This window comes from Shewanella sp. VB17 (assembly GCF_013248905.1).
In the GTDB taxonomy this organism is placed as follows: domain Bacteria; phylum Pseudomonadota; class Gammaproteobacteria; order Enterobacterales; family Shewanellaceae; genus Shewanella.
On the sequence record NZ_JABRVS010000001.1, the window covers coordinates 4,671,532 to 4,693,263 of the forward strand.

Consider the following 21,732-nt stretch of genomic DNA (forward strand, 5'->3'; position numbering starts at 1 on the left):
ATCTTTGCAACGGTGAGGCTGGTACAACCCATAAAGTGAAGAGTTGTGCCAGCCGAACAACGACCTAAATTCTGTTTAAACAGCACCACTAGTTAATGATAATGAACAGATTCAATATGGCCTTCATGACGAGTAGAATTGTCTGGGGAAATCGGTTTTTTTTGAGGATATTTCACACTATAAGCACGATTTCCTGTAATAGACTTATTCAAATTTTTGCTATAAACCTCTCTACAAGTCACCATATCCACCTCGTTTATTTCAGGGAATTTAGTTTTAATCTCCTGAAAAAGATCAGCTAAGGTTGCCGCATTTTCTCCTCTTAAAGAACCTAGTGAAGCTGGGACCGTCACAACAATCGGTGGTAATTCACCGCGTAAAGCAATATTACGAATACTACCAACTAATTTAGATTGATCGGTTTTATCAAAATGTGAAAAACGATATTTCCCAACAATGACTTCTGTGGAGGGTGATCTCTTACGCAACAATTGATTTTTACGAAATTCAATTGAATTAACTCCAGTTGAATCTTGTGCAGTCAGTTGGAAACGGTGAGTATTCGATAAACTTTCTAAATCTATTTCATTTTTGGTTGAGTAAGTTTCATACCCCGCTTGATAACCACTATACACTTGAGTATGTGGATGCAAGTGCTCCCTGTTTTCAATAAAATCAGGTATGTTCGGGTTACGTAACAAATAATCATCAGGAGACCAGAAATTAAGTTTCATTCCTTTGGGTACTGTGACCGTCTCTCCTTGCAGTTTTATCGATGAATTGGGATTATTAATATACTCTAGAGCCTCAGCTTCCCTTCCACCGTGAGCATCCAATATCAACCGCTTTGAATTCGCAAAAACAGTCTTATCTGCATCCACATCAAGATTCACATAATAAGTGAATTTTTCAGACTCTATTCTACCAATATTGATACTATCATCGGCGAGATCACCACTTAAGTTATAAATCACATCGCCCTTAATATTATCTACCTCAAATTCTGATATTTTACTCAAATCAAGATTAACATCGGCATTTCTTCTTTCACTGTTTAGCCTAAACTGACTGACAGGATCTAAACCACTTTCTCCTTTAGTCGCATTAGCAATATCTTCAGTCTCTTTATATAACCTTGATGTCGCTTTCACTTTAGAAGTAAAACTCATGGCTTCAGGAATAACTTGAGTCATCAATAAAACACCATCAAAAGCAGCACCTCTAGCGCCTAAATATCGCTCATTTTCTGTGTCACCCGTTATCGCTTTATCCATATCTAAACTCACTTGCGTTGCAGATAAAGCAATACCAAGCGGAATGCCAATTTCAGGCGCAATAAGATCAACAACTGGAAATAAATAAAAAACCGTATTGATAACACCTAAAATATAATCTCGAGTTACCTCATTATTAGATTTAATCTGCACATCGCCATCACTGATAAGTCTTGCTTTCATCGCTTTAGTTCTGGCAACAAATACATCTCCTGTGATTAAAGTTTCATCTTCATTCATCATGATATAAGAGCTATCCCAGTCATCATTCCCCATGGCAATACCATATAGTGCAGTATCAACACCATAAAACGTCTCGCCATTCTGACGATTATATAAGCTAAAATGTTGAGAAAATACAGTCCGAATTAATGGTGATTTTAAAGCCATTTGTAACAGGTGTCTTAATTCACTTTTATGACGAAAAGGAATAAATGGTGTGCTCAAACCTGGGATGTACAATAAACCATTTGTTGCATTTTCATCCGTTGATTCTATAACAATAATATCATTTGATTCATATTCATAAATATCAAATTTATGAATTTTAGCCCTAGAACCATTCTCTACCACTGATCGAGCTAAAAAAACCTCATCTAGATTCAATAGGCCTTTTTTATACATTTCAATAGCATGGAATAAAAATGCATCACGATTAAGTCGCGTGTATTTATCAGCATTTAACTGAAAAAATTCAATAACACTCTTGTCATACAAACTTTGAATGTCGACACGGCTAATGATATCCCATATTACACTAGGTAATATTTGAATTTCATTTAATTCATTATAAAGGCCCTCTCCCTTACCGACTTTATAAATGCCTGTAAGCTGGTCTATCTCTCCTGGATAGTAATCATTGAATTCACTAAAAGCATTGTGTACTGCAGCTTGAGTCAAGGTCATAGAACTGACTAATCCAGAACCTGAATGCTGCCAACCAGTAAATGATTTTGAACTACTAAATGCGCCATTAAATTTATTATAAAATGTAATATCCGGATCAATATAAGCATTAACCATATAGCTAAGATCTAGTTTATTAAATTCAGTTAACATGGCTTTTTTGGCAACCGTATTTGGATTAGGTAATTGAGTTAGTAAATCTGAAAAATCAGCTAAAAAATTTGCCCTCCATTCATTAGTATACTTAACTGACATCGCTGATATGACAGGATTATCATCAAGAGTCACAATAACATAATCTGATCCTATAGGCTCAACATCACCATATTCATATTCATATTCATATTCATATTCATATTCATATTCATTAGATATAGCCTTAGTAACACCAGATGACACCATAATTAAAAAAAATAAAAAAATAAACTTACTCATAAAACTTAACAACTTAATTGCTTATATAATATATTCATATATATTATACTCAAAAAAAAGCTCATCACAATGTTAATTATTTTTTATAATGGTAGATAAAAAGTATAAAAATATTTTATATCTGCTATAGAAACATATAAAAAATGCCGTCAGACTCATATTATGTGTGACGGCATTTTGGGTATAAAATATATTAATTTATAAAAATTATCTCTTTTCCAATCGTTTTTTAAGATTTAGTGCAGCATCTGCTGCTAACAAACGCATAAATTCAGAACCATTACTTTGCTCATTTGCCCCTCCTCCGATCATAATTTCAGGGACTAGCCGACTGTTTCCAAGACTGGAGAACAAAGCTGTTTGAATTTGAATTTCGGCCTTTAATGTTTGATCAAAAACATATTTAGGGTCCAATGCAGCTGATTTTGCTCGTTGACGGGCTTCTGCCAATACATCCATACCGAGAGCCTCTAGGCGTTGCTGTTTCAATATCTCCGCTTGTTCTAATGCTAATTCAGCTTTCACTGCGACACGCTGCTGCGCAGAAATAATCGCGTTAGCTTTTACTCTTTCAGCGTCAATTTGTTCCTTAATTTTTAACTTTTCTGATTCAGCTCTTTGCTTAGCAATTGCTTGTTCACCAAGAGCGACTTCAGTACGTGCCTGTTGCTCGGCCTTTTTTAAATTTTGTCGAGCTAACGCTTCATCCGCCGCAGCTTGTTTTTGAGCTTCAAGCCTAGAATTAACCTTGCTCTCATAATCAATATCAATAATACTGGCATCGACAACCGTGATCCCATAGGCTCCTAAAATAGGAGAGTTACGTAGTTTATTTCCTTCAACATCTTGCTTTATTTTAATCGTTACACGCTGCTGTTTACTTAGATTATTTTGATCTTCTGCTTTCTCATCGCGGTTAGAACCAAATATTTGTTCTGTAACAAAAATACCATTGACGAGTTGATCAGCAAAATCTTGGCTTAATTGACCATTCCCACCTGAATAATGTTGTTCAACTGACATCATTCTAGCTGAAGCCTTCACATTCTCTGTTGTCGCGCGCAGTAATAAATTGGAAATTAATGTATCTTGTGAACCAAATTCTTCATGGATTTTAAGTAAGCCCTTCAATTGTCCTAATTCATTAGCAGGCACATTACCGGGTAGTCTAAAGCGTGCAACTCCTCTGGCGTCACCTGTAGTTGTATCAAGAAAACGAATTGGAACTAATGATACCAGTGCATTCGCAGTAGCACCGATATCCCCCGTAAAATTAATTGATATCACTTTTTTATAAGCTGATACAGTACCGAAAGCTTTGAAATAAGGTCCAGCTTGATTGATCACGGTGAGATCACCGGTAAAGGCCGATTGGTGAACTAGCCGTTCATCAGCTTCATTCCAAGCAATCATTTGTGAAAATAAAATAGCAATCACTACCAATACGGTGATCAATGCAGAAATGACAATAATGTTACGGTACCCAATACGAGTGACTAGGCTGTCTTTTGTCTCTTTTTTAGCTTCTTGTACATAACTATCCATGCTTACAACTCTCCATATTTAATTTCTTTTTCACAAAATAGATGATCTCTTCTTCACTCAACTGAGCACAGAAGCTACCCGAACGGTGCAACTCAATAAAAGTTGCCAGTATGTCTTGTTTACTTTGTATCGTTTTATCTTCATTTTCTTGGTTTTGATTTTTTTCGATAAGCAAAGTGATCAATTCATCCACTATTGTATCTTCATCAAATAGCACATTATATTCTTTCGACTTGGTTATTCGACCTCGATGAATATTGCGATAAATAACATAAATAGCCAAACACAAAATAATAATGAGTACACATAACCCCATGATATAAAAAACATAGTAACTACCCGTATTGCTCTAGATATTCGGCTTTTCCGAATGACGCTACATTAGCGCATAAATATTACAACAACGGCCATTTTACATGTTTAAAATGTAAAAAACAGAAGAAAATGATAACAAAATACAGCTAAACAATACACATAATCAGACCTTCATATCTATACCCGAACGTGTCAGTTATTCTTGAAATTTAGGCAGGAATAACGATATATTTTATTTATCAGACAACAAATTTAAAACCTCTTTTTGATTGAGCTAATTTGACATTTAGTTAGCTTACTGATGGCCATAGCATCATTGATATCTAACGCCTTCTTGGCGAGAAATGGGTTGTTCCCCCTTTGAGACGACACAAGTACATCTGACCAGTATTGGCGGCACAACTCTTTTGCTACGGTGATTAAGGCATCGGATCAGAGACCAGATCCATCAAGTAATTTAGAACATCTTGAGTCGATGAAACCTCTTTGCTCTGGTCTAATTCCCCTGTCAGTCCGATCGATAAGGATACGTCGAGCTAAAGTCATCATCACCAACCTGCGCAACGCTAAGTTTAAGTAACTAAAAGGTTAATAGAGGATGTGCTAAAGCAAAAATATATGACTTCCTGACTTCTAACCGCTGACTTTCTGTTACTCACTTTCTTGTCACTGAATTCGAATAATGTATCTCATTGGTATAAAATATAGAATCAGTTATTATTAAAGTTAAGCCAAACAATGATAGACTGTGAATAAAATGAGTCTTATTAAGAAAGTCCTAACTTATCTTTTTTGTTCATTATTAACTTCAGTGACTTATGCTCAAACTGTCATAACAATTGCCACAGATGAAACATCAGGTAGGCCTTGGATTTGGGAAGCAGGAAAAATATTTAACGAGAATAACCCAGGAGTGGAACTGGAACTATATAAACTTGTTGAAAAAAAACTAGACATAAAGTTCAAATTTTTACGTCTTCCTTGGGTAAGGGCTAAGCTTTATCTTCAATCTGGAAAAATAGACGGAATGTTCCCTACCAGCTTTAAAACTGAAAGAGAATATTGGGCTTTCTACCCAAGAAATAAACCATTCGATAATATAGCATGGTCTAACTTCAAAAAATCACCTGAATTTAAAATGGATAATAATCTCGTTAAAGTACTTGGGGAATTATCTCATAGTAAAAAGACCAGGAATATTGGGTATTATCTATATAAACTTAAAGGCTCTAAAATTGATTGGGATGGTCATAAGTTTTTAAATGTATCTAAATTTGATGAAATTGGTGTCACTACAGGTTATTCGATAAACAGTAAATTAGCAGACATGGGCCTTAAATTATCAAAAACGATAAATCCTATGCAGAGTTTACAAATGTTAATGTTAGGTCGCATAACAGGAATAGTTAATATGGAAACAATAATCGACACAAATATAAGCTTACATAAAGAGCAGTTTTCAAAAATAATTAAAAGCCCAATAATAATACAAGAAAATTCATATTACCTTGCTTTTTCTGAGAGTTTTATGATGAGAAATAGCAACACAGCTGAAAAAATTTGGCAGGGGATTGAAGACATAAAAAAAACAGCAGAATTCTCTATAATATTACAGAAATATTCAACGTTAACAGAGAGTAATTGAATATAGTTAGCCTATGCAATAATGATATTGAAGAGATAGCTAGCATAACTGCTAAGTAGCCATGACTAAAGTTTAATCATGGCGATATCATTAGAGTGAGTTACGCCTCGCCCTAGAAGCACGCTGAAAAATAATCATTAAGATTAATACTTCAAAAAATCCAGCAATAACAAACATCTAAAAGCTAACACATAGTTATTGCTTAACCTCTATGCAATCAACTACCACAGTCATTATATTGCGTGTAATTGAACTAAATTTAGTCTCGTCGATTATCTCTACGATCATCTTGGCGGTCATCTTGACGATCATCTTGACGATCATCTTGGCGGTCATCTTGACGATCATCTTGACGATCATCTTGACGATCATCTTGGCGATCATCTCGACGATCATCTTGACGATCTTCTTGGCGATCATTCGCATTCGCATTCGCGTAAGCTGTAATAGATGAAATTGGAGAAATAGCTAAAATAGCCGCCACAATAATATTTTTAATCATTTTCACAATAAAGTCCTATGTTATTTATATGACGCGGATTAAAATTAAGAAAATCGCTTCATAGTATTTAAACCTGCATCAAACTTAACTCAAAAATCTTGACTAAAAATAAATTATATATAACCAATATATTGGTTATATATTGGTTACCAAAACTTCTTAAGCACTTAACTAAAATTTATCGAATATTTAGACTAATAATTATACAACATGTCTTTTATACTATTTTTTAGCGTCTCAAACGTGATAAAAACATGGCAAGATAGCCATTCATATTTGATCTTTTTCCAGAGTAATTCAATGATATTGAGTCCGGGTGAATAAGCTGGTAAATAGATTATAACAGGCCCTTTTAGTAACCATTTATAGCATTTTTCTTTAAAACACTTAGCGCGATGAAATGAGGCATTATCAAGGTAGACAATCGTTAATTTATCAAGACGTTTAGTCGATATGAAGTGCTCAAAGCTTCTATAATAACCTCGGTATGTAGTGGTCAAGTTATATTGGCCACTACACTCTTTCTACCATTCATCGTACGCCACAACTAGGGCAAAATCCTCTACGCTTACAGCGAAATGCGACTAAAAATTCGTTATGACTTTCAAGCCGGATCCTAAAAAAATTAAGAGTGGCCCTGTAGAGATAAAAACTTAAAAGCAATATAAATAAAAATGCCGATGAGGAGTAATCCACACCGGCATTCATCTAAGCTAAATAAAATTAAGCTACAGAGAAATTAGCCTAATCGAATTTACAATTACGCTAACCTCTGCCGTACAGCCTCAAACAAACAGATCCCGCTGGCAACCGAAACGTTAAGACTTGAAACAGATCCAGACATAGGGATTGAAGCTATCGAATCGCAACCCTCACGAGTTAAACGCCGCAAACCTTTATCTTCGGCGCCCATGGCAATAGCAAGTGATCCCTTAAGATCTGTCTTGTATAGGTCGCTATCGGCTTCACCTGCTGCGCCCACAATCCAGATCCCTTTGTCTTGTAGACTCTTCATAGTGCGCGCTAAGTTGGTCACCTGAAACAAGGGCACGACTTCCGCTGCACCACAGGAAACCTTGCTCACTGTTGGCGTTAAACCAACAGAGTTATCTCGCGGCACAATAACCCCATGCACACCAGCCGCATCGGCATTACGCAGACATGCCCCTAGATTGTGTGGGTCGGTAACGCCGTCTAAGATAAGCAAAAAAGGGGTTTCTGTTTTCTCAATCAAAGCCAATAGATCATTGTCATTGAGCTGTTTAATGGGTTTGACTCGTGTTAACACCCCTTGGTGCTGCCCATTATCAGATTTATCATCTAATACTTTACGCGCGACCTTTTGAACTGAAACACCGTATTCTGCAGCCATTTGAACAAGTGTCGTTAGACGTTGATCATCACGACCCGACTGTATCCACATCTCGATCACTCGCTCTGGACTATGCTTTAATACCGCTTCAACAGCGTGAATACCAAAGGTGATATCTTGTTTTTTCATTTATTTCAGTCTCTATTACTTGCTTGCTTTTACTTTGCGTTTAGCAGGGCTCTTTTTTGCTGAAGACTTTTTAGCCTTCGACTTCTTAGCAGCAGTGCTGGTTTTAACGCCTGACTCTTTAGCTCCACCACTGGTTTTGACTTTAGCTGAATCAAGATTTTTGCCGCCAGCGGCTTTACTCACTCCACTTTTTGAGCGAGAGCCGCGCCTTTTAGGCTTATCGCTCTTTTCCCCTTTCCCTAACTTAGCACCTTCTATATTAACACGATCTCTTGCCGTGATCGGTTTTTTGCCACGGCTTGGACGGGTAGGCTTACCCGCTTCGCTTGCCATTATAAGGTCAATCTGACGATCATCTAAATTAACACCAGCCACTTTCACCGTTACCGCATCACCAAGCTGATAAATTTGACCAGAGGCTTCACCCACCAATCGCTGACGCATGTTGTCGTACTGATAATAATCACTGCCTAGGCTTGAAATATGCACTAAGCCATCGATAAACAGTTTATCCAAACGCACAAACATACCAAAGTGAGTCACAGAGGCGATAACAGCTTCAAACGTATCACCCACATGATCTTGCATAAATTCACATTTAAGCCAGTCATTGACATCACGGGTCGCTTCATCCGCACGGCGCTCAGTTGTTGAACACTCGACCCCTAATAAGTCTAACTCTTCAATTTGGTAATTATAACCCCCATCGGATGTCCATTTTTCTTTGGCTTCACCTTGTTCTTTGGCTAATAAATAGCGGATAACGCGGTGTAAAATTAAATCAGGATAACGTCGGATCGGTGAAGTAAAGTGAGAGTAGGCTTCGAGGGCTAAACCAAAGTGGCCTTCGTTATCAGGCGTATACGTTGCTTGACGCATGGAACGCAGCAACATGATCTGAATCAGCTCAGCATCGGGTCTATCAGCTATTTTTTCCATAATCGCCTGATAATCCTTAGGCGTTGGCTCAAGTCCTCCTCCCATGGTCAAACCACGTTCTTTCAAAAAATCTTTAAAGTTAGTGAGCTTCTGCTCCGATGGCGACTCATGCACCCGATAAAGGACTTCACCTTTATGTTTCTTCACAAATTTGGCCGATGCGACATTGGCTAAAATCATGCACTCTTCAATGATTTTGTGTGCTTGGTTACGATGGCTCGGCACTATACTGTCTATTTTTCGAGCAGAGTTGAACACGAACTTGGTCTCTGTGGTTTCAAATGCGATCGCGCCGCGATCAGCCCGGATCCCATCCAAAATTAAATAAAGCGATTGCAACTCTTTAAGATGAGGAAAAATAGGCTTAAGCTCAGGTGAAATTTCGCCACCTTCAAGCATATCGGCCACTTGAGTGTAAGTCAGACGTCCATGTGAATGCATCACTGCAGGATAGAATTTGTAACCCGACAGTTTACCCGTGGCAGCAATCGTCATCTCGGCCACCATGCACAAGCGATCCACTCCTGGGTTTAGCGAACACAAGCCATTAGAGATTTTCTCCGGCAGCATTGGGATGACTTGTGATGGAAAATACACTGAATTACCACGTGCACGTGCTTCTTTATCTAACGCTGATTCTGTACGCACATAATGACTCACATCAGCAATCGCAACCCATAAACGCCAACCGCCACTTTTTTTCTTTTCAGCATACACGGCGTCATCAAAATCACGTGCATCTTCACCATCAATTGTCACCAGAGGTAACTGACGTAAATCGATTCGGTCCACTTTATCGGCTTCTGGTACCTCATCAGGGATGGCACGCAGTTTTTTCTCAATAAGGCTTGACCAAGTATGCGGTAAATCATAATTGCGTAACGCAATCTCAATTTCCATTCCCGGTGCCATCTGCTGACCAAGCACCTCTGTCACCTTACCAGCAGCCTTTACATAACGTCCAGGTCGACGAGTCAACTCCAGAACAACAATATCTCCCTGACGAGCGCTATTTTTGTCTTCATCTGGGATCAAAATTTCTTGGGTAATTCGCCTATCATCAGCAATGACAAATGCCATGCCTGAATCCAAATGGAAACGGCCTACTAACGCAGCAGCTCTTTGCTGAACCAAGCGAACGATTCTGGCTTCACGGCGTCCCTTGCGATCGACACCCGCTTTTTGCGCCAGCACTTTATCGCCATGGAAATACATTTGCATGTCACGATTATTAATAAAGAGGTCATCCCCCCCCTCTTCGAGCTTTAAGAAACCGAAGCCGTCTTTATGCCCTATGATAGTCCCTGTTAACAGGTCCATTCTTTCAGGTAAACCATAGGCTTGCCCACGAGTGAAAACCAACTCACCATCACGCTCCATCGCACGAAGTCGACGTCTTAAGGCTTCAAGCTGCTCTTCACTTTCTAGCTTGAGTGCTGCCGCAATACGTTCACGGTTTAAGGGGGATGTTTCAGAGCGCAAGTGATCTAGAATATACTCGCGGCTAGGAATTGGGTTTTCATAATTGTCTTGTTCACGCTTTAAATGCGGATCTTTGATCATTCAATGTCTCAAATTTATACCTAGAACGCTATCTAGGCCATACAAATAAAATTGTATTATTTATCGGGATTTCAGGTGTTCCAGTTTAATCCTAGCAATGATACTAGGCGGTATTTTTTGCTCAAGCACCTTCAATAATTTGTAAGCTTCTTGTTTCGTCGCCTCATCGCTAAATACGTCGTTATAAAGCCAAAGGTATCCCAACTCAAAATCTCTATAGCTGCCATACCCTTCACCAAACAATCTGACTAACAGCATACGCGCAGGCAGATCACCACTTGCCGCAGCAGGCAACACATACTGAACGGCGCGATCTTTATCTTGAAATACAAACGTACCATGATAATAATATTCTGCAACCCTTACCATCGCCTCAGCACTGCCCTGAGCCACGGCATCTCTCAACAAGCTCATTCCTCTTGGAGGGTTGGCTTCGACACAAATACCATAGTTTAACATTTCGGCCCAAAGATATTGATATAGAGGCTGTTTCAGCACCTCAGCTCTCGCTTCAATATCTTGAACGAGCTGACAATCATCCTCTTTCACACGGGTCAGATATTGTTTAGTGCGAATAAGCCCAATTAACTGCTCTTGGCTATAGATATCTACCGCTTGATCTTCAATTTGTGCTTGGACTTGGCTAGACAAAGAAGCAATAAGCACAAAGCTCATGATAAAGGCTGAGCTGGGTAAATTAGCTATAAAGTTCATCAAGTCTTTTTTTAGCATAACTTTTCTCACCAATATTTATCTGTGATAAGTAGCGATGAGATAAAATACTCGTCAATATTAAGTATTTTATTTCATCCATACTTACCTTTCTCTATTCATAATAGGTCATCGGCAGTATAGCCCATTTCTTAAGGGCCATTAAATTTACCTCCTCAAAATAAAAAGGCCGCTAATGCGGCCTCTGTAATATTAACTAAACGGATTCACTAGAATCATGGTTTCGTTTCTATCTGGGCCGGTTGAAATAATGTCAATGGGCGTTTCTAACAGCTCTTCAAGACGTTTAATATAATTCAACGCTGCTTGGGGTAGTTGCTCTAGAGAAGTGGCCCCAAAAGTGGTCTCACTCCAACCGGGCATGGTCTCAAGTACTGGGGTTACTTGCTCATAACCTTCAGCGGCAAGAGGTGTCACTGTCGCCACGGTACCATCTGGGTACTGGTAACCAACACAGATTTTCACTTCTTCCAAACCATCTAATACATCAAGCTTAGTCAGGCAGAACCCACTGACACTGTTGATCTGTACTGCACGCTTCATCGCCACAACATCTAACCAACCTGGACGACGTTTACGACCTGTGGTGGCTCCGAACTCGTGACCTTTAGTGCCTAAGTAATCACCGATCTCGCACTGAAGCTCAGTTGGGAACGGACCTGCACCAACACGTGTGGTGTAAGCTTTCATGATCCCCAACACATAATCAAGATGACGAGGGCCGAATCCTGAACCTGTCGCAACACCACCAGCGGTAGTATTTGAAGAGGTTACAAACGGATAAGTACCGTGATCGATATCAAGTAATGTACCTTGTGCGCCTTCAAACAGAATTGGCTCACCCGCTTTACGTGCCTGATCCAGAAGTTCTGTTACATCTACACACATACTTTTCAAGTAGTCAGCAATGGCAAGTGCATCTTCCAATGTCTTTTCATAATCGACCGCTTCACACTGGTAATATTCAGTCAACATAAAGTTGTGATAACTCATCACCTCTTTTAGTTTTTCTGCAAATAGCGCTGCATTAAACAGATCACCTACACGAAGACCGCGGCGTGAAACCTTATCTTCATAAGCAGGACCAATACCACGGCCCGTTGTGCCAATCGCTTTATTTCCGCGCGCTTTTTCACGGGCAATATCTAGAGCACAATGGAATGGAAGAATGAGTGGACATGCTTCAGAGATCAGTAGACGTTCCTCTACAGGAATGCCACGCTCTTTCAGCATATTGATCTCAGTCATCAGTGCATCTGGTGCAAGTACGACACCGTTACCAATAATGCATTTAACATTATTGCGTAAGATCCCTGATGGAATTAGATGAAGAACGGTTTTTTCGCCATCGATAACAAGCGTGTGGCCGGCGTTATGGCCACCTTGATATCGAACAACATATTTTGACTGCTCGGTAAGTAGATCAACTATCTTACCCTTTCCTTCGTCACCCCATTGGGTGCCAAGAACTACGACGTTTTTGCCCATGATTTGCTGCACGGTAGTGGTTAAAACGGGATTTTAGCAGATCAATAGGGGCGGTAGGCAAGTAGTTTATGAAAAAATAATCAATAATGTAACACCTGCGGTTACTAAAGCACCACCTAATCGTTGCAGAAGCTGTTGATTTTGATTAGAAATATCTTTTAAATATGCCCTCCAACGATGAGGAAACAAAAGCGGGCCTATTCCTTCAAGAATAAGCACAATTGCTAATGCAAGCATGATGAGTTGAAAAGTCATTAAGTCAGTTCCTAATAATCTATGCCCCAAAAATAGGCTTAGAGCAATATTCAAAAAAGATGAATTTCATCCAATAAAAAACCCAGCATAAGCTGGGTTTTTTGTATTCTGAAAGCGAAAATTAACGCTTAGAGAACTGTGGTTTACGACGTGCTTTACGTAGACCAACTTTCTTACGCTCTACTTTACGAGCATCACGGGTAACAAAACCAGCGGCACGTAGAGATGGACGTAGTGATTCATCAAGTTCCATCAACGCACGGGTAATACCGTGACGAATAGCACCAGCTTGGCCAGTGTTACCACCACCCTTAACAGTGACATAGATGTCTAACTTGTCAGTCATTTCAACTAGCTCAAGTGGCTGACGAACAACCATGCGAGAAGTTTCACGACCAAAATATTCATCTAGTGGTAGCTGGTTAACAAGGATTTTACCAGTTCCCATTTTCGCGAATACGCGAGCTGTAGATGTTTTGCGACGGCCAGTGCCGTAGTACTGAGTTGCAGCCATTAGCTTAATCCTGTTTTAAATATCAAGAACTTGAGGTTGTTGTGCAGCGTGGTTATGTTCTGTACCCGCGTAAACTTTAAGTTTACGGAACATGGCACGTCCTAAAGGACCTTTAGGCAACATACCCTTAACCGCTTTCTCAATAATCATTTCAGGCTTATGCGCTTGCAACTTTTCAAAAGTGATTTGCTTAATACCACCGATGAAACCCGAGTGCGAGTAGTACACTTTGCCTTTCGCTTTATTACCAGTAACAGTAACTTTCTCAGCGTTGATAACAACGATGTAGTCACCTGTATCGACATGAGGTGTATACTCTGGTTTATGCTTACCACGTAAACGTGAAGCTATTTCAGTAGCGATACGACCCAAAGTTTTACCTTCAGCGTCAACAACAAACCACTCGCGAGTGACTGTTTCTGGTGTAGCAGTAAAAGTAGTCTTCATTTTACAAAAACCCAATGTTAAATTCTGTCTCAAATGCTCTACCAATTATTTGATAAAACACAAATAGTGCCATTCCCCGCCCCTTCGAGCAAAGAATTAGGCTTTACAACTTCCGTCATATCGACGGAGTAACGAGGGCAGGTGGCGGATTATAGTCAAAGCTGGGCTAAAAATCACCTAATTTTTACAATCTAAGCAATTTAAATCGATACATCCCCATCACTGGCGCAGGTTAAATCCCAAAACCAGCGATATTAACGCTTATGGAAGGTGTTCTAACGCAAGATAGTCATGAGATTGCATCTCGATTAAACGTGAGCGGCAACGCCTAAACTCAAAGGTTAACAAACCTTCAATATAAATATTATCTAGTGAAACCTCTGCTGATATAATCAGTTTGACATTTCGTTCATAAAATTCATCTACCATGGCGAGAAAACGTCGGGCAATATCGTCCCCTGTTAATTTATCCCCCATTTGCTCTACACTACTGAGCAATACTGTATGATATAAACAGGCAAGCTCCATATAATCACGTTGACTTCTTGGACCATCACAAAGGTCCCTAAAATTAATAAACAACACACCTTGAGCTTGTTGTCTAATGGCGATATTTCGTCCATCAATTTCGATGTCAGCTGTCGATAATTCAGACTCTGGCGCTAATCTATCAAAATAGGTCAATAAATTAGTATCGGCCTGTGTATCCAACGGAAAATGATAAATCTCCGCCTGCTCTAATGTACGTAACCGATAATCAATACCAGAATCAACATTTAAGATTTGACAATGCTGATTAATCAGTTCAATCGCTGGCAAAAAGCGCACCCGCTGCAAACCATTACGATACAATTCATCTGGAATAATATTCGAAGTGGCGACAAGGCATACTCCTTCTTTAAACAAAGCTTGAAATAAGGTGCCCAGTAGCATTGCATCGGTAATATCCGAGACAAAGAACTCATCAAAGCAAATCACTTGATACTGCTCTGACATCTGCTTAGCGATAATAAGCAGTGGATCCCTTTGCCCTTTTAAACCATCGAGATCGAGATGAACTTGATGCATAAATCGATGAAAATGAGCCCTTAGCTTGTTATCACCTGGTAGTGAGTCATAAAAAGTATCCATTAAGTAGGTCTTGCCACGTCCTACCCCACCCCACAGGTACAAACCTTTGACCGTTTGTTTTTTAGCAACAAGAAAAGAAGACAACTTAGCAATACCTGTCGGTTTGCTGTTTAGCTTTTGGATCTCATCAAACACCCGTTGCAAGCTTTTTACAGCCAGCTCTTGCGCCGGATCATGAGAAAAATCATCTCGAATTAGGTCTTGCTGATAATGTTGCCATGGCGTTAGATGGGGCACGTCTAATGATCTCTTCTATCTTTAAAATTCATCTAAATGGTATCATGTCAGGAATCACCAATGTACTATTGTTTTCATCATGACCTTCAAGGTTAAATATAGAGGATCCGTATATGGAATGGCCGTTAGTTGTTGCCACTTTTGTGCTTGGCGTTGTTTTAGGTTATGTGATCAGATCTATTTCCGCGAGAAATAATGAGTCAAATAACAGAGATAAAGTGCTGGAACAAACCAGCTTAGAACTGAGCCAACACAAGCAGGAAGTCACAGATCATTTCGAAGTTCATTACCAACAACTCTCAGAATTAACCGAGCAACTAAATAAAGTCAATCGCCAATGGAATGAAGCAGCAAATATGTTAGCGCCAAAGAACAGCGTTAAACCCTTAGCAACGTTCAGCACTGACAAGACTGAACACATCAAACAAGATAATTGTATTTTAGCCAATCAAGAACCTAAAATGCACAGTCAAGAAACCGAAAGTATCATTATCGTAAATAAACACAATTAACCTTTGTTAATAATAGTGAACTTTCATTACATTTTTTCGGTCGGACTCTGTAACAATTGATTTGTGATCACCTCTTGAATAAGCAATGATATTGCCCAATTATCATTAAGTGATTATATTTCTATATTCGACATTGGAGCCATGAATTGATGAAAACGAAATTAAGCTTACTCTCTGCCGCCCTATTAACGGCATCCCTTAGCTTGACTCCAGCCATATCACAAGCAGCGATCCCAATGGCTGTGAATAGCGAGGCAATTCCAAGTCTTGCGCCTATGTTGGAACGCACAACACCTGCAGTGGTTGCTGTTGCGGTTAAAGGAACACATGTTTCAAAACAAAAAGTACCCGATGCATTTCGATACTTTTTTGGCCCTAACGCACCCCAAGAGCAAGTGCGTGAACGTCCTTTTAGAGGCCTAGGATCAGGGGTTATTATTGATGCTAAAGAAGGGTATATTGTCACCAACAACCATGTAATTGATGGTGCTGATGAGATTTTAATCGGTCTATCTGACGGTCGAGAAGTCGAAGCTAAATTAATTGGCACTGATGCTGAGTCTGATATTGCACTTGTGCAGATTGAAGCGAAAGATTTAGTCGCGGTTAAACGTGCTGACTCAGACAAGCTAAAAGTCGGTGACTTTGCCGTTGCTATTGGCAATCCTTTTGGCTTAGGCCAAACCGTCACCTCTGGTATTGTTAGTGCCATGGGCCGTAGCGGCTTAGGTATCGAAATGTTAGAGAATTTCATTCAAACCGATGCAGCGATTAATAGCGGTAATTCAGGGGGCGCCTTAGTCAACCTTAATGGCGATCTTATTGGTATTAACACTGCTATTGTAGCACCAGGTGGCGGCAACGTCGGGATTGGTTTTGCAATTCCAGCTAACATGGTCAATAACTTAGTCGATCAGATCATTGAACATGGTGAAGTTCGCCGTGGTGTACTCGGCGTATCAGGCAGAGATTTGACCAATGAACTTGCAAAAGCATTTGGACTTAATACTCAGCATGGCGGTTTTGTCGATCAAGTAATGGAAGGTAGCGCTGCCGATAATGCCGGTATTAAAGCCGGTGACATTATCATCAGCGTCAATGACCGTAAGATTAAAACCTTCCAAGAACTACGAGCAAAAGTAGCCACTATGGGTGCCGGTGCCAAGGTTAAATTTGGTTTAATCCGTGATGGTGATTCAAAAACGGTATCTGCAACACTTGGTGAGAGCAGTCAAACAAGTGAAGCTGCCGCTGGTGCCGTTCATCCAATGCTTGCTGGTGCGACATTGGAAAATAACGATGATGGTGATGGTATTGAAATTACTGACATAGAACAAAATTCACCTGCTGCTGCCAGTGGATTGCGAAAAGGTGACATCATTGTCGGCGTCAATCGCAACGCAATTGACGATCTTAATGAACTTAAAATTAAGCTAAAAGAGCAACAAACGACGGTGGCATTAAAAATACTGCGTGGTCATAGCAGTCTTTTCTTAATCTTAAGGTAAGTCACGCCCAGTAACAGCATGAGAGGGGATAATCCTCTCATGCTTATTAACACCAATCGTGTTAATCTAATCCAAATTTCGCTAACACTTTCATCTATGGCTATAAAAGACACACTTTTATATATCGGCAAGGCAGTCACCTTTGGCCTAATAATGGCGGCTGTCTTTATCATTATCACCTCTTTAATACCCAATAATGATGCTTCAAGCATGTTTTTTCAAAAACGTGGCGATAATAGATTCGAACTCTCATTTTCTACAGCAGTAAGACGAGCAGCACCCGCTGTTGTGAACATTTATAGTCTTAGCGTCGATCGTGATCAACCATTAAATTCAGGTTCGCTTCAAGGGCTAGGATCTGGTGTTATCATGAGTGAGCAAGGCTTTATCTTAACGAATTATCATGTGATAAAAAAAGCAGATGAAATTGTGGTCGCATTACAAGATGGGCGTAAATTCACATCGGAAGTGGTTGGTTCAGATCCTGTAACTGATCTTGCCGTGTTAAAAATTGAAGGAGACACACTCCCGATAGCCCCCATTAATTTAGCAACACCAGCTCAAGTTGGTGATGTTGTTTTAGCCATTGGCAACCCCTATAACTTAGGCCAAACAATTACCCAAGGGATCGTCAGTGCCACAGGACGTAATGGCTTAAGTTCCGGCTACTTAGATTTTTTGCAAACTGATGCAGCGATTAATGCAGGCAATTCTGGTGGTGCACTTATCGATACCAGCGGGCAACTTATCGGGATAAACACCGCATCTTATCAAATCAACGATGAAGGTGGTGGCCATGGTATCAATTTTGCCATTCCCATCAAACTCGCTCATAGCATCATGAGTAAATTGATCAAAAATGGCCGCGTTATCCGTGGTGAACTAGGGATAACAGGTAAACCGGTAGAGCAAGTCACCGCACAAATCTTGAATTTACCGAACCTAACCGGCATTGAAATAACTGAAGTAGACCCTAAAGGGCCAGCAGCAAAAGCGCAATTACAAGCTGGAGATATTATCACTCAATTTGAGGGTGAGCGTGTACCTGGAGTGGAGATGCTGATGGACAGAATTGCAGAGTCAACACCGAATGAGCAAATCATTATGACCGTCATACGTCAAGGCAAGATCCACAATGTACCCGTCACTATCCGTGAAAAATCGATTCAAGAAACCAAGTAATATTGGCTAAAACTAACGGCCTACATAATGTAGGCCGTTAGTTTAACTAAGGTGAGGTATAGATTAACTTACACGCACAATTTGCCCACCTAAGCCTTTAAACTTATCTTCAATATGTTCATAACCGCGATCCAGGTGATAAATACGGTCAACAATCGTGATGCCATCCGCCACAAGACCTGCAATAACCAGACTCGCTGAAGCCCTTAAATCTGTCGCCATTACCTGTGCACCATTCAGTCTCTCGATACCCTCAATAATACATGTATTGCCTTCAAGTTCCATTTTAGCCCCCATACGAATAAGTTCAGGAACATGCATAAATCGGTTTTCAAAAATCGTTTCAGTGATCCTTGATGTCCCCACCGCTAATACATTCAACAAACAAAACTGCGCTTGCATATCAGTAGGAAAACCTGGATAAGGCACTGTTTTAATATTCACAGCTTTAGGTCGCATGCCTTTCATATCCAATTCAATCCAATCGCTGCCTGTTGTAATATGCGCTCCGGCATCTTCAAGCTTAGCCAACACAGCCTCAAGAGTGGATGGATCAGCATTAACACAACGTATCTTACCCCGTGTTACTGCAGCAGCAATTAAAAAGCTGCCAGTCTCAATTCTATCTGGCATAACACGATAATGACCCCCTTGCAGAGATTTAACACCTTGAATACGAATAGAGTCTGTCCCAGCACCTTCTATTTTTGCTCCCATCGCGATTAAACAGTTAGCTAAATCGATCACTTCAGGTTCACGCGCAGCATTCTCAATGATAGTCTCACCATCAGCAAGTGTTGCAGCCATCAATAAGTTCTCTGTTGCGCCAACACTAATCATATCCATAAAGATATGGGCACCTTTCAATCGACCATCAACTCTTGCCTTGATATAGCCTTCTTTCACTTCAATCTTTGCCCCCATCAACTCTAAACCATGAAGATGAAGATTCACTGGGCGCGCTCCGATAGCACAGCCACCGGGTAATGACACATCAGCGGTACCAAAGCGGGCCAATAAAGGGCCCAAGATTAAAATTGATGCCCTCATGGTTTTCACCAAATCATAAGGAGCACAAAAATTATTCAATGAACGGGTAGAAATGTGCACTTGACTGTTATCACTACGGCTCACTTCTGCACCAAGGCAGCGCAGTAATTCGCAACTCGTGTTTACATCTCGTAGATTTGGTACATTACTAACCACAAAATCGGTTTCAGCTAAAACACTCGCCATCAAAATAGGCAGAGCTGCGTTTTTAGCGCCCGATATGACGACATTACCAGCAAGCGCTTTACTCGCCTCAATCTTTAATTTATCCACTTTAACTCTCAAATTACATGTTAAACACTTTTTCACGCTTCCATTGTGTCGGCGTGAACGCATTAATGGTTAGTGCATGCAATTCACCACTGGTAATTCGCTCCATTAACGGTCCATAGATTATTTGTTGCTGCTTTACACGTCCCATCCCATCGAAACATTCACCAACAGCAACAATCTTATAGTGAGTTCCAGCTTGAGTGACATGCACTTCATCTAATGGAAGCGCATCGAGTAAAACCTGCTCTATTTCTTTAAGTTTTGCGGTTTCTTTGTTAACTTGTTCTGTCTCGTTAGCATTCATGAAGCTATTTACCTTATCTGGCTTCTTCAATGAAGAAGCATTCTAAATCATATAAATCAATGAGTTTTGAGATTTGCTCTGAAGGAGAAACAAAAAACAATGTCCGTTTTTCAGCTTTTGCCAAGCTCATCAACTCCAAAATAAAAGCGATCCCAGCACTGTCTGTGTATACAAGCGCAGAGAGATCGATGACCTCAATGTCTTCAGCTAGCAGCGAGCGTCTTTGCCGCCACAGTGCTGGCACTTCAACTTGAGATAAACGCCCCTTGATATGACATACTGCCCCTTGTTGAATAAAATCTGCCACTTAAGCCTTCTTATCCGTAGAAGCACGTTTGATTGAAGTTTTAGTACGATCTTCAAGTTCAGTGATCACAGTCTCAATTCCCTTTTGACGGATAAGGTTTGATATTTCTGAACTTTTTGATGCCAGTAAACTGACCCCTTCAGCGACTAAATCAAACGCTTTCCAGCTATCATCTTTCAGACGACGAACTCTAAATTGCAATTTAATCGGTGGTCGACTGCCATCAACAATCTGTACCCCCACATCTACTATTTTTTCTTTGCTGAAGTCAGCAGATTGAGCAAACTTCACTTCTTGATCTGTGTATTCAGTAAATGCCTGCGCATAAGTGGAAATGAGATACCCCTTAAACGCGCCGACAAAACGTTCTCGCTGTTCTTTGCTTGTTTGCCTTAAATAGCTCCCCATTACTTTATAAGACGCATATTTAACATCGATATAAGGCATCAACTCATCGGAGATTATCACTTTAAGATGGTCAGGGTTAGCCTCAATAATGGCAATATCATGATGAAATCTGTCAAAAGTATTATTAGCTACAGTTTCCACCATAACATAGGGATCCATGCTGTTCACTTTTAACTCTTCACTGTGAACCACCGCGCTCATCAACACCAATAATCCCGACGCTACCCATTTATGCATGTAATTGACCATTATTATTCCTTACTTCTCTGATGCACTATACAAAAATTGACCGATTAATTCTTCTAACACGAGCGCTGAGTGAGTATCATCAATACGATCGCCATCAGCTAGCATCCCGATATCATCGTCGACAAAGCCGGGGGTTAATCCTAAAAACTGCTCACCTAATAAACCTGCAGTCAAAATAGACAGACTGCTGGTTTCTGGGAATTGGTTAAACTTCTTATCAATCGATAACTTGACCACGGCAACTAATTGAACAGGATCTAGGCTAATATCACTCACTCGCCCAACCACAACGCCACCAACTTTCACCGGAGAGCGAACTTTAAGGCCACCAGCATTGCTAAATTTAGCATATAAGGTGTAGTGACTACTGCTCGAACTCACTTCAACATTGGCGACATTAAACACCAACACCAGAAATGCAGCTAAACCTGATAAAAGAAACAGGCCAACTAAAACCTCTATTTTTCGTGTCAACATACTTATTTTTCCATTCTTTAATTGCGTATCTTA

Annotated in this window: 22 protein-coding genes; 4 read left to right on the forward strand and 18 right to left on the reverse strand. The window is 40.0% G+C overall.

Going from position 1 to position 21,732, the window contains the following annotated elements; genetic code table 11:
* Positions 1-92: 92 nt before the first annotated feature.
* The 3 genes from HQQ94_RS20100 to HQQ94_RS20110 form a co-directional block, all read right to left on the reverse strand.
* The gene (locus HQQ94_RS20100) at positions 93-2,615 is read right to left on the reverse strand and encodes a dermonecrotic toxin domain-containing protein (protein WP_173296089.1); all 2,523 of its coding nucleotides are present in this window, start codon (positions 2,613-2,615) and stop codon (positions 93-95) included.
* 207 nt (positions 2,616-2,822) lie between these two features.
* The gene (locus HQQ94_RS20105; protein ID WP_173296090.1) at positions 2,823-4,160 is read right to left on the reverse strand and encodes an SPFH domain-containing protein; all 1,338 of its coding nucleotides are present in this window, start codon (positions 4,158-4,160) and stop codon (positions 2,823-2,825) included.
* Positions 4,153-4,476 carry a methanolan biosynthesis protein EpsI gene (locus tag HQQ94_RS20110; RefSeq protein WP_173296091.1) on the reverse strand — a complete coding sequence of 108 codons (324 nt, stop codon included), beginning with the start codon at positions 4,474-4,476 and terminating at the stop codon, positions 4,153-4,155. The genes HQQ94_RS20105 and HQQ94_RS20110 overlap by 8 nt, the downstream gene beginning before the upstream one ends.
* Positions 4,477-5,223: 747 nt before the next feature.
* Here HQQ94_RS20110 and HQQ94_RS20115 point away from each other — a divergent pair.
* Positions 5,224-6,120 carry a transporter substrate-binding domain-containing protein gene (locus HQQ94_RS20115; RefSeq protein WP_173296092.1) on the forward strand — a complete coding sequence of 299 codons (897 nt, stop codon included), beginning with the start codon at positions 5,224-5,226 and terminating at the stop codon, positions 6,118-6,120.
* A 259-nt stretch (positions 6,121-6,379) separates the two neighbouring features.
* On the opposite strand, the gene HQQ94_RS20120 is transcribed toward HQQ94_RS20115, so the two are convergent.
* The 10 genes from HQQ94_RS20120 to zapE all read right to left on the reverse strand — a co-directional run bounded on the left by HQQ94_RS20120 (position 6,380) and on the right by zapE (position 15,429).
* On the reverse strand, positions 6,380-6,628 hold the full coding sequence (locus HQQ94_RS20120; RefSeq protein ID WP_173292470.1) for a hypothetical protein: 249 nt from the start codon (positions 6,626-6,628) through the stop codon (positions 6,380-6,382).
* 188 nt (positions 6,629-6,816) lie between these two features.
* Positions 6,817-7,122, reverse strand: a complete 306-nt coding sequence (locus tag HQQ94_RS23155) for a transposase (RefSeq protein WP_173296093.1) — start codon at positions 7,120-7,122, stop codon at positions 6,817-6,819.
* Between the two features lie 260 nt (positions 7,123-7,382).
* Positions 7,383-8,123 (reverse strand): 23S rRNA (guanosine(2251)-2'-O)-methyltransferase RlmB, encoded by a 741-nt coding sequence (gene rlmB, locus HQQ94_RS20130; protein WP_173296094.1) that lies wholly within the window; start codon positions 8,121-8,123, stop codon positions 7,383-7,385.
* Between the two features lie 15 nt (positions 8,124-8,138).
* Positions 8,139-10,625, reverse strand: coding sequence for a ribonuclease R (gene rnr / locus HQQ94_RS20135; protein WP_173296095.1), 2,487 nt, complete (start codon positions 10,623-10,625; stop codon positions 8,139-8,141).
* A 60-nt stretch (positions 10,626-10,685) separates the two neighbouring features.
* Positions 10,686-11,300: a tetratricopeptide repeat protein gene (locus HQQ94_RS20140; RefSeq protein WP_254304227.1), complete on the reverse strand. Its 615-nt coding sequence runs from the start codon at positions 11,298-11,300 to the stop codon at positions 10,686-10,688.
* 249 nt (positions 11,301-11,549) lie between these two features.
* On the reverse strand, positions 11,550-12,845 hold the full coding sequence (locus HQQ94_RS20145) for an adenylosuccinate synthase (RefSeq protein ID WP_173296096.1): 1,296 nt from the start codon (positions 12,843-12,845) through the stop codon (positions 11,550-11,552).
* 66 nt (positions 12,846-12,911) lie between these two features.
* A complete protein-coding gene (locus tag HQQ94_RS20150; protein ID WP_173296097.1) occupies positions 12,912-13,100 on the reverse strand; it encodes a DUF2065 domain-containing protein in 189 nt (62 codons plus the stop codon).
* A 121-nt stretch (positions 13,101-13,221) separates the two neighbouring features.
* On the reverse strand, positions 13,222-13,614 hold the full coding sequence (gene rpsI / locus HQQ94_RS20155) for a 30S ribosomal protein S9 (protein ID WP_173296098.1): 393 nt from the start codon (positions 13,612-13,614) through the stop codon (positions 13,222-13,224).
* A 15-nt stretch (positions 13,615-13,629) separates the two neighbouring features.
* Positions 13,630-14,061, reverse strand: coding sequence for a 50S ribosomal protein L13 (gene rplM, locus HQQ94_RS20160; protein WP_173296099.1), 432 nt, complete (start codon positions 14,059-14,061; stop codon positions 13,630-13,632).
* 261 nt (positions 14,062-14,322) lie between these two features.
* Entirely contained in the window at positions 14,323-15,429 is a 1,107-nt protein-coding gene (gene zapE / locus HQQ94_RS20165; RefSeq protein ID WP_173296100.1) for a cell division protein ZapE, read from the reverse strand.
* A gap of 113 nt (positions 15,430-15,542) precedes the next feature.
* On the opposite strand from zapE, the gene HQQ94_RS20170 reads away from it, so the two are divergent.
* The 3 genes from HQQ94_RS20170 (at position 15,543) to degS (ending at position 18,631) form a co-directional block, all read left to right on the forward strand.
* Positions 15,543-15,941, forward strand: coding sequence for a ZapG family protein (locus tag HQQ94_RS20170; RefSeq protein ID WP_173296101.1), 399 nt, complete (start codon positions 15,543-15,545; stop codon positions 15,939-15,941).
* 149 nt (positions 15,942-16,090) lie between these two features.
* On the forward strand, positions 16,091-17,449 hold the full coding sequence (locus HQQ94_RS20175; RefSeq protein WP_173296102.1) for a DegQ family serine endoprotease: 1,359 nt from the start codon (positions 16,091-16,093) through the stop codon (positions 17,447-17,449).
* A 96-nt stretch (positions 17,450-17,545) separates the two neighbouring features.
* Positions 17,546-18,631 carry an outer membrane-stress sensor serine endopeptidase DegS gene (degS, locus tag HQQ94_RS20180; protein WP_173296738.1) on the forward strand — a complete coding sequence of 362 codons (1,086 nt, stop codon included), beginning with the start codon at positions 17,546-17,548 and terminating at the stop codon, positions 18,629-18,631.
* A gap of 63 nt (positions 18,632-18,694) precedes the next feature.
* Here the strand turns inward: degS and murA are convergent, their stop codons facing one another.
* The 5 genes from murA to mlaD are packed head-to-tail and all read right to left on the reverse strand — an operon-like array spanning position 18,695 to position 21,699.
* Positions 18,695-19,954: a UDP-N-acetylglucosamine 1-carboxyvinyltransferase gene (murA, locus tag HQQ94_RS20185; RefSeq protein ID WP_173296103.1), complete on the reverse strand. Its 1,260-nt coding sequence runs from the start codon at positions 19,952-19,954 to the stop codon at positions 18,695-18,697.
* Positions 19,955-19,967: 13 nt separating this feature from the next.
* On the reverse strand, positions 19,968-20,258 hold the full coding sequence (locus tag HQQ94_RS20190) for a BolA family protein (RefSeq protein ID WP_173296104.1): 291 nt from the start codon (positions 20,256-20,258) through the stop codon (positions 19,968-19,970).
* Positions 20,259-20,271: 13 nt separating this feature from the next.
* The gene (locus HQQ94_RS20195; protein WP_173296105.1) at positions 20,272-20,565 is read right to left on the reverse strand and encodes an STAS domain-containing protein; all 294 of its coding nucleotides are present in this window, start codon (positions 20,563-20,565) and stop codon (positions 20,272-20,274) included.
* On the reverse strand, positions 20,566-21,174 hold the full coding sequence (locus tag HQQ94_RS20200) for a phospholipid-binding protein MlaC (RefSeq protein WP_375335724.1): 609 nt from the start codon (positions 21,172-21,174) through the stop codon (positions 20,566-20,568). It abuts the gene before it with no gap.
* A gap of 57 nt (positions 21,175-21,231) precedes the next feature.
* Positions 21,232-21,699 (reverse strand): outer membrane lipid asymmetry maintenance protein MlaD, encoded by a 468-nt coding sequence (gene mlaD / locus HQQ94_RS20205; protein ID WP_173296107.1) that lies wholly within the window; start codon positions 21,697-21,699, stop codon positions 21,232-21,234.
* Positions 21,700-21,732 lie beyond the last annotated feature (33 nt).

Excerpts from the sequence above, each read along its gene's own strand:
- HQQ94_RS20100 (WP_173296089.1), bottom strand. The coding sequence starts at position 2,615 with ATGAGTAAGTTTATTTTTTTATTTTTTTTAATTATGGTGTCATCTGGT.
- HQQ94_RS20105 (WP_173296090.1), bottom strand. The coding sequence starts at position 4,160 with ATGGATAGTTATGTACAAGAAGCTAAAAAAGAGACAAAAGACAGCCTA.
- HQQ94_RS20110 (WP_173296091.1), bottom strand. The coding sequence starts at position 4,476 with ATGGGGTTATGTGTACTCATTATTATTTTGTGTTTGGCTATTTATGTT.
- rlmB (WP_173296094.1), bottom strand. The coding sequence starts at position 8,123 with ATGAAAAAACAAGATATCACCTTTGGTATTCACGCTGTTGAAGCGGTA.
- rnr (WP_173296095.1), bottom strand. The coding sequence starts at position 10,625 with ATGATCAAAGATCCGCATTTAAAGCGTGAACAAGACAATTATGAAAAC.
- HQQ94_RS20140 (WP_254304227.1), bottom strand. The coding sequence starts at position 11,300 with ATGAGCTTTGTGCTTATTGCTTCTTTGTCTAGCCAAGTCCAAGCACAA.
- HQQ94_RS20145 (WP_173296096.1), bottom strand. The coding sequence starts at position 12,845 with ATGGGCAAAAACGTCGTAGTTCTTGGCACCCAATGGGGTGACGAAGGA.
- HQQ94_RS20150 (WP_173296097.1), bottom strand. The coding sequence starts at position 13,100 with ATGACTTTTCAACTCATCATGCTTGCATTAGCAATTGTGCTTATTCTT.
- rpsI (WP_173296098.1), bottom strand. The coding sequence starts at position 13,614 with ATGGCTGCAACTCAGTACTACGGCACTGGCCGTCGCAAAACATCTACA.
- rplM (WP_173296099.1), bottom strand. The coding sequence starts at position 14,061 with ATGAAGACTACTTTTACTGCTACACCAGAAACAGTCACTCGCGAGTGG.
- HQQ94_RS20170 (WP_173296101.1), top strand. The coding sequence starts at position 15,543 with ATGGAATGGCCGTTAGTTGTTGCCACTTTTGTGCTTGGCGTTGTTTTA.
- HQQ94_RS20175 (WP_173296102.1), top strand. The coding sequence starts at position 16,091 with ATGAAAACGAAATTAAGCTTACTCTCTGCCGCCCTATTAACGGCATCC.
- degS (WP_173296738.1), top strand. The coding sequence starts at position 17,546 with ATGGCTATAAAAGACACACTTTTATATATCGGCAAGGCAGTCACCTTT.
- HQQ94_RS20190 (WP_173296104.1), bottom strand. The coding sequence starts at position 20,258 with ATGAATGCTAACGAGACAGAACAAGTTAACAAAGAAACCGCAAAACTT.
- HQQ94_RS20200 (WP_375335724.1), bottom strand. The coding sequence starts at position 21,174 with ATGAGCGCGGTGGTTCACAGTGAAGAGTTAAAAGTGAACAGCATGGAT.
- mlaD (WP_173296107.1), bottom strand. The coding sequence starts at position 21,699 with ATGTTGACACGAAAAATAGAGGTTTTAGTTGGCCTGTTTCTTTTATCA.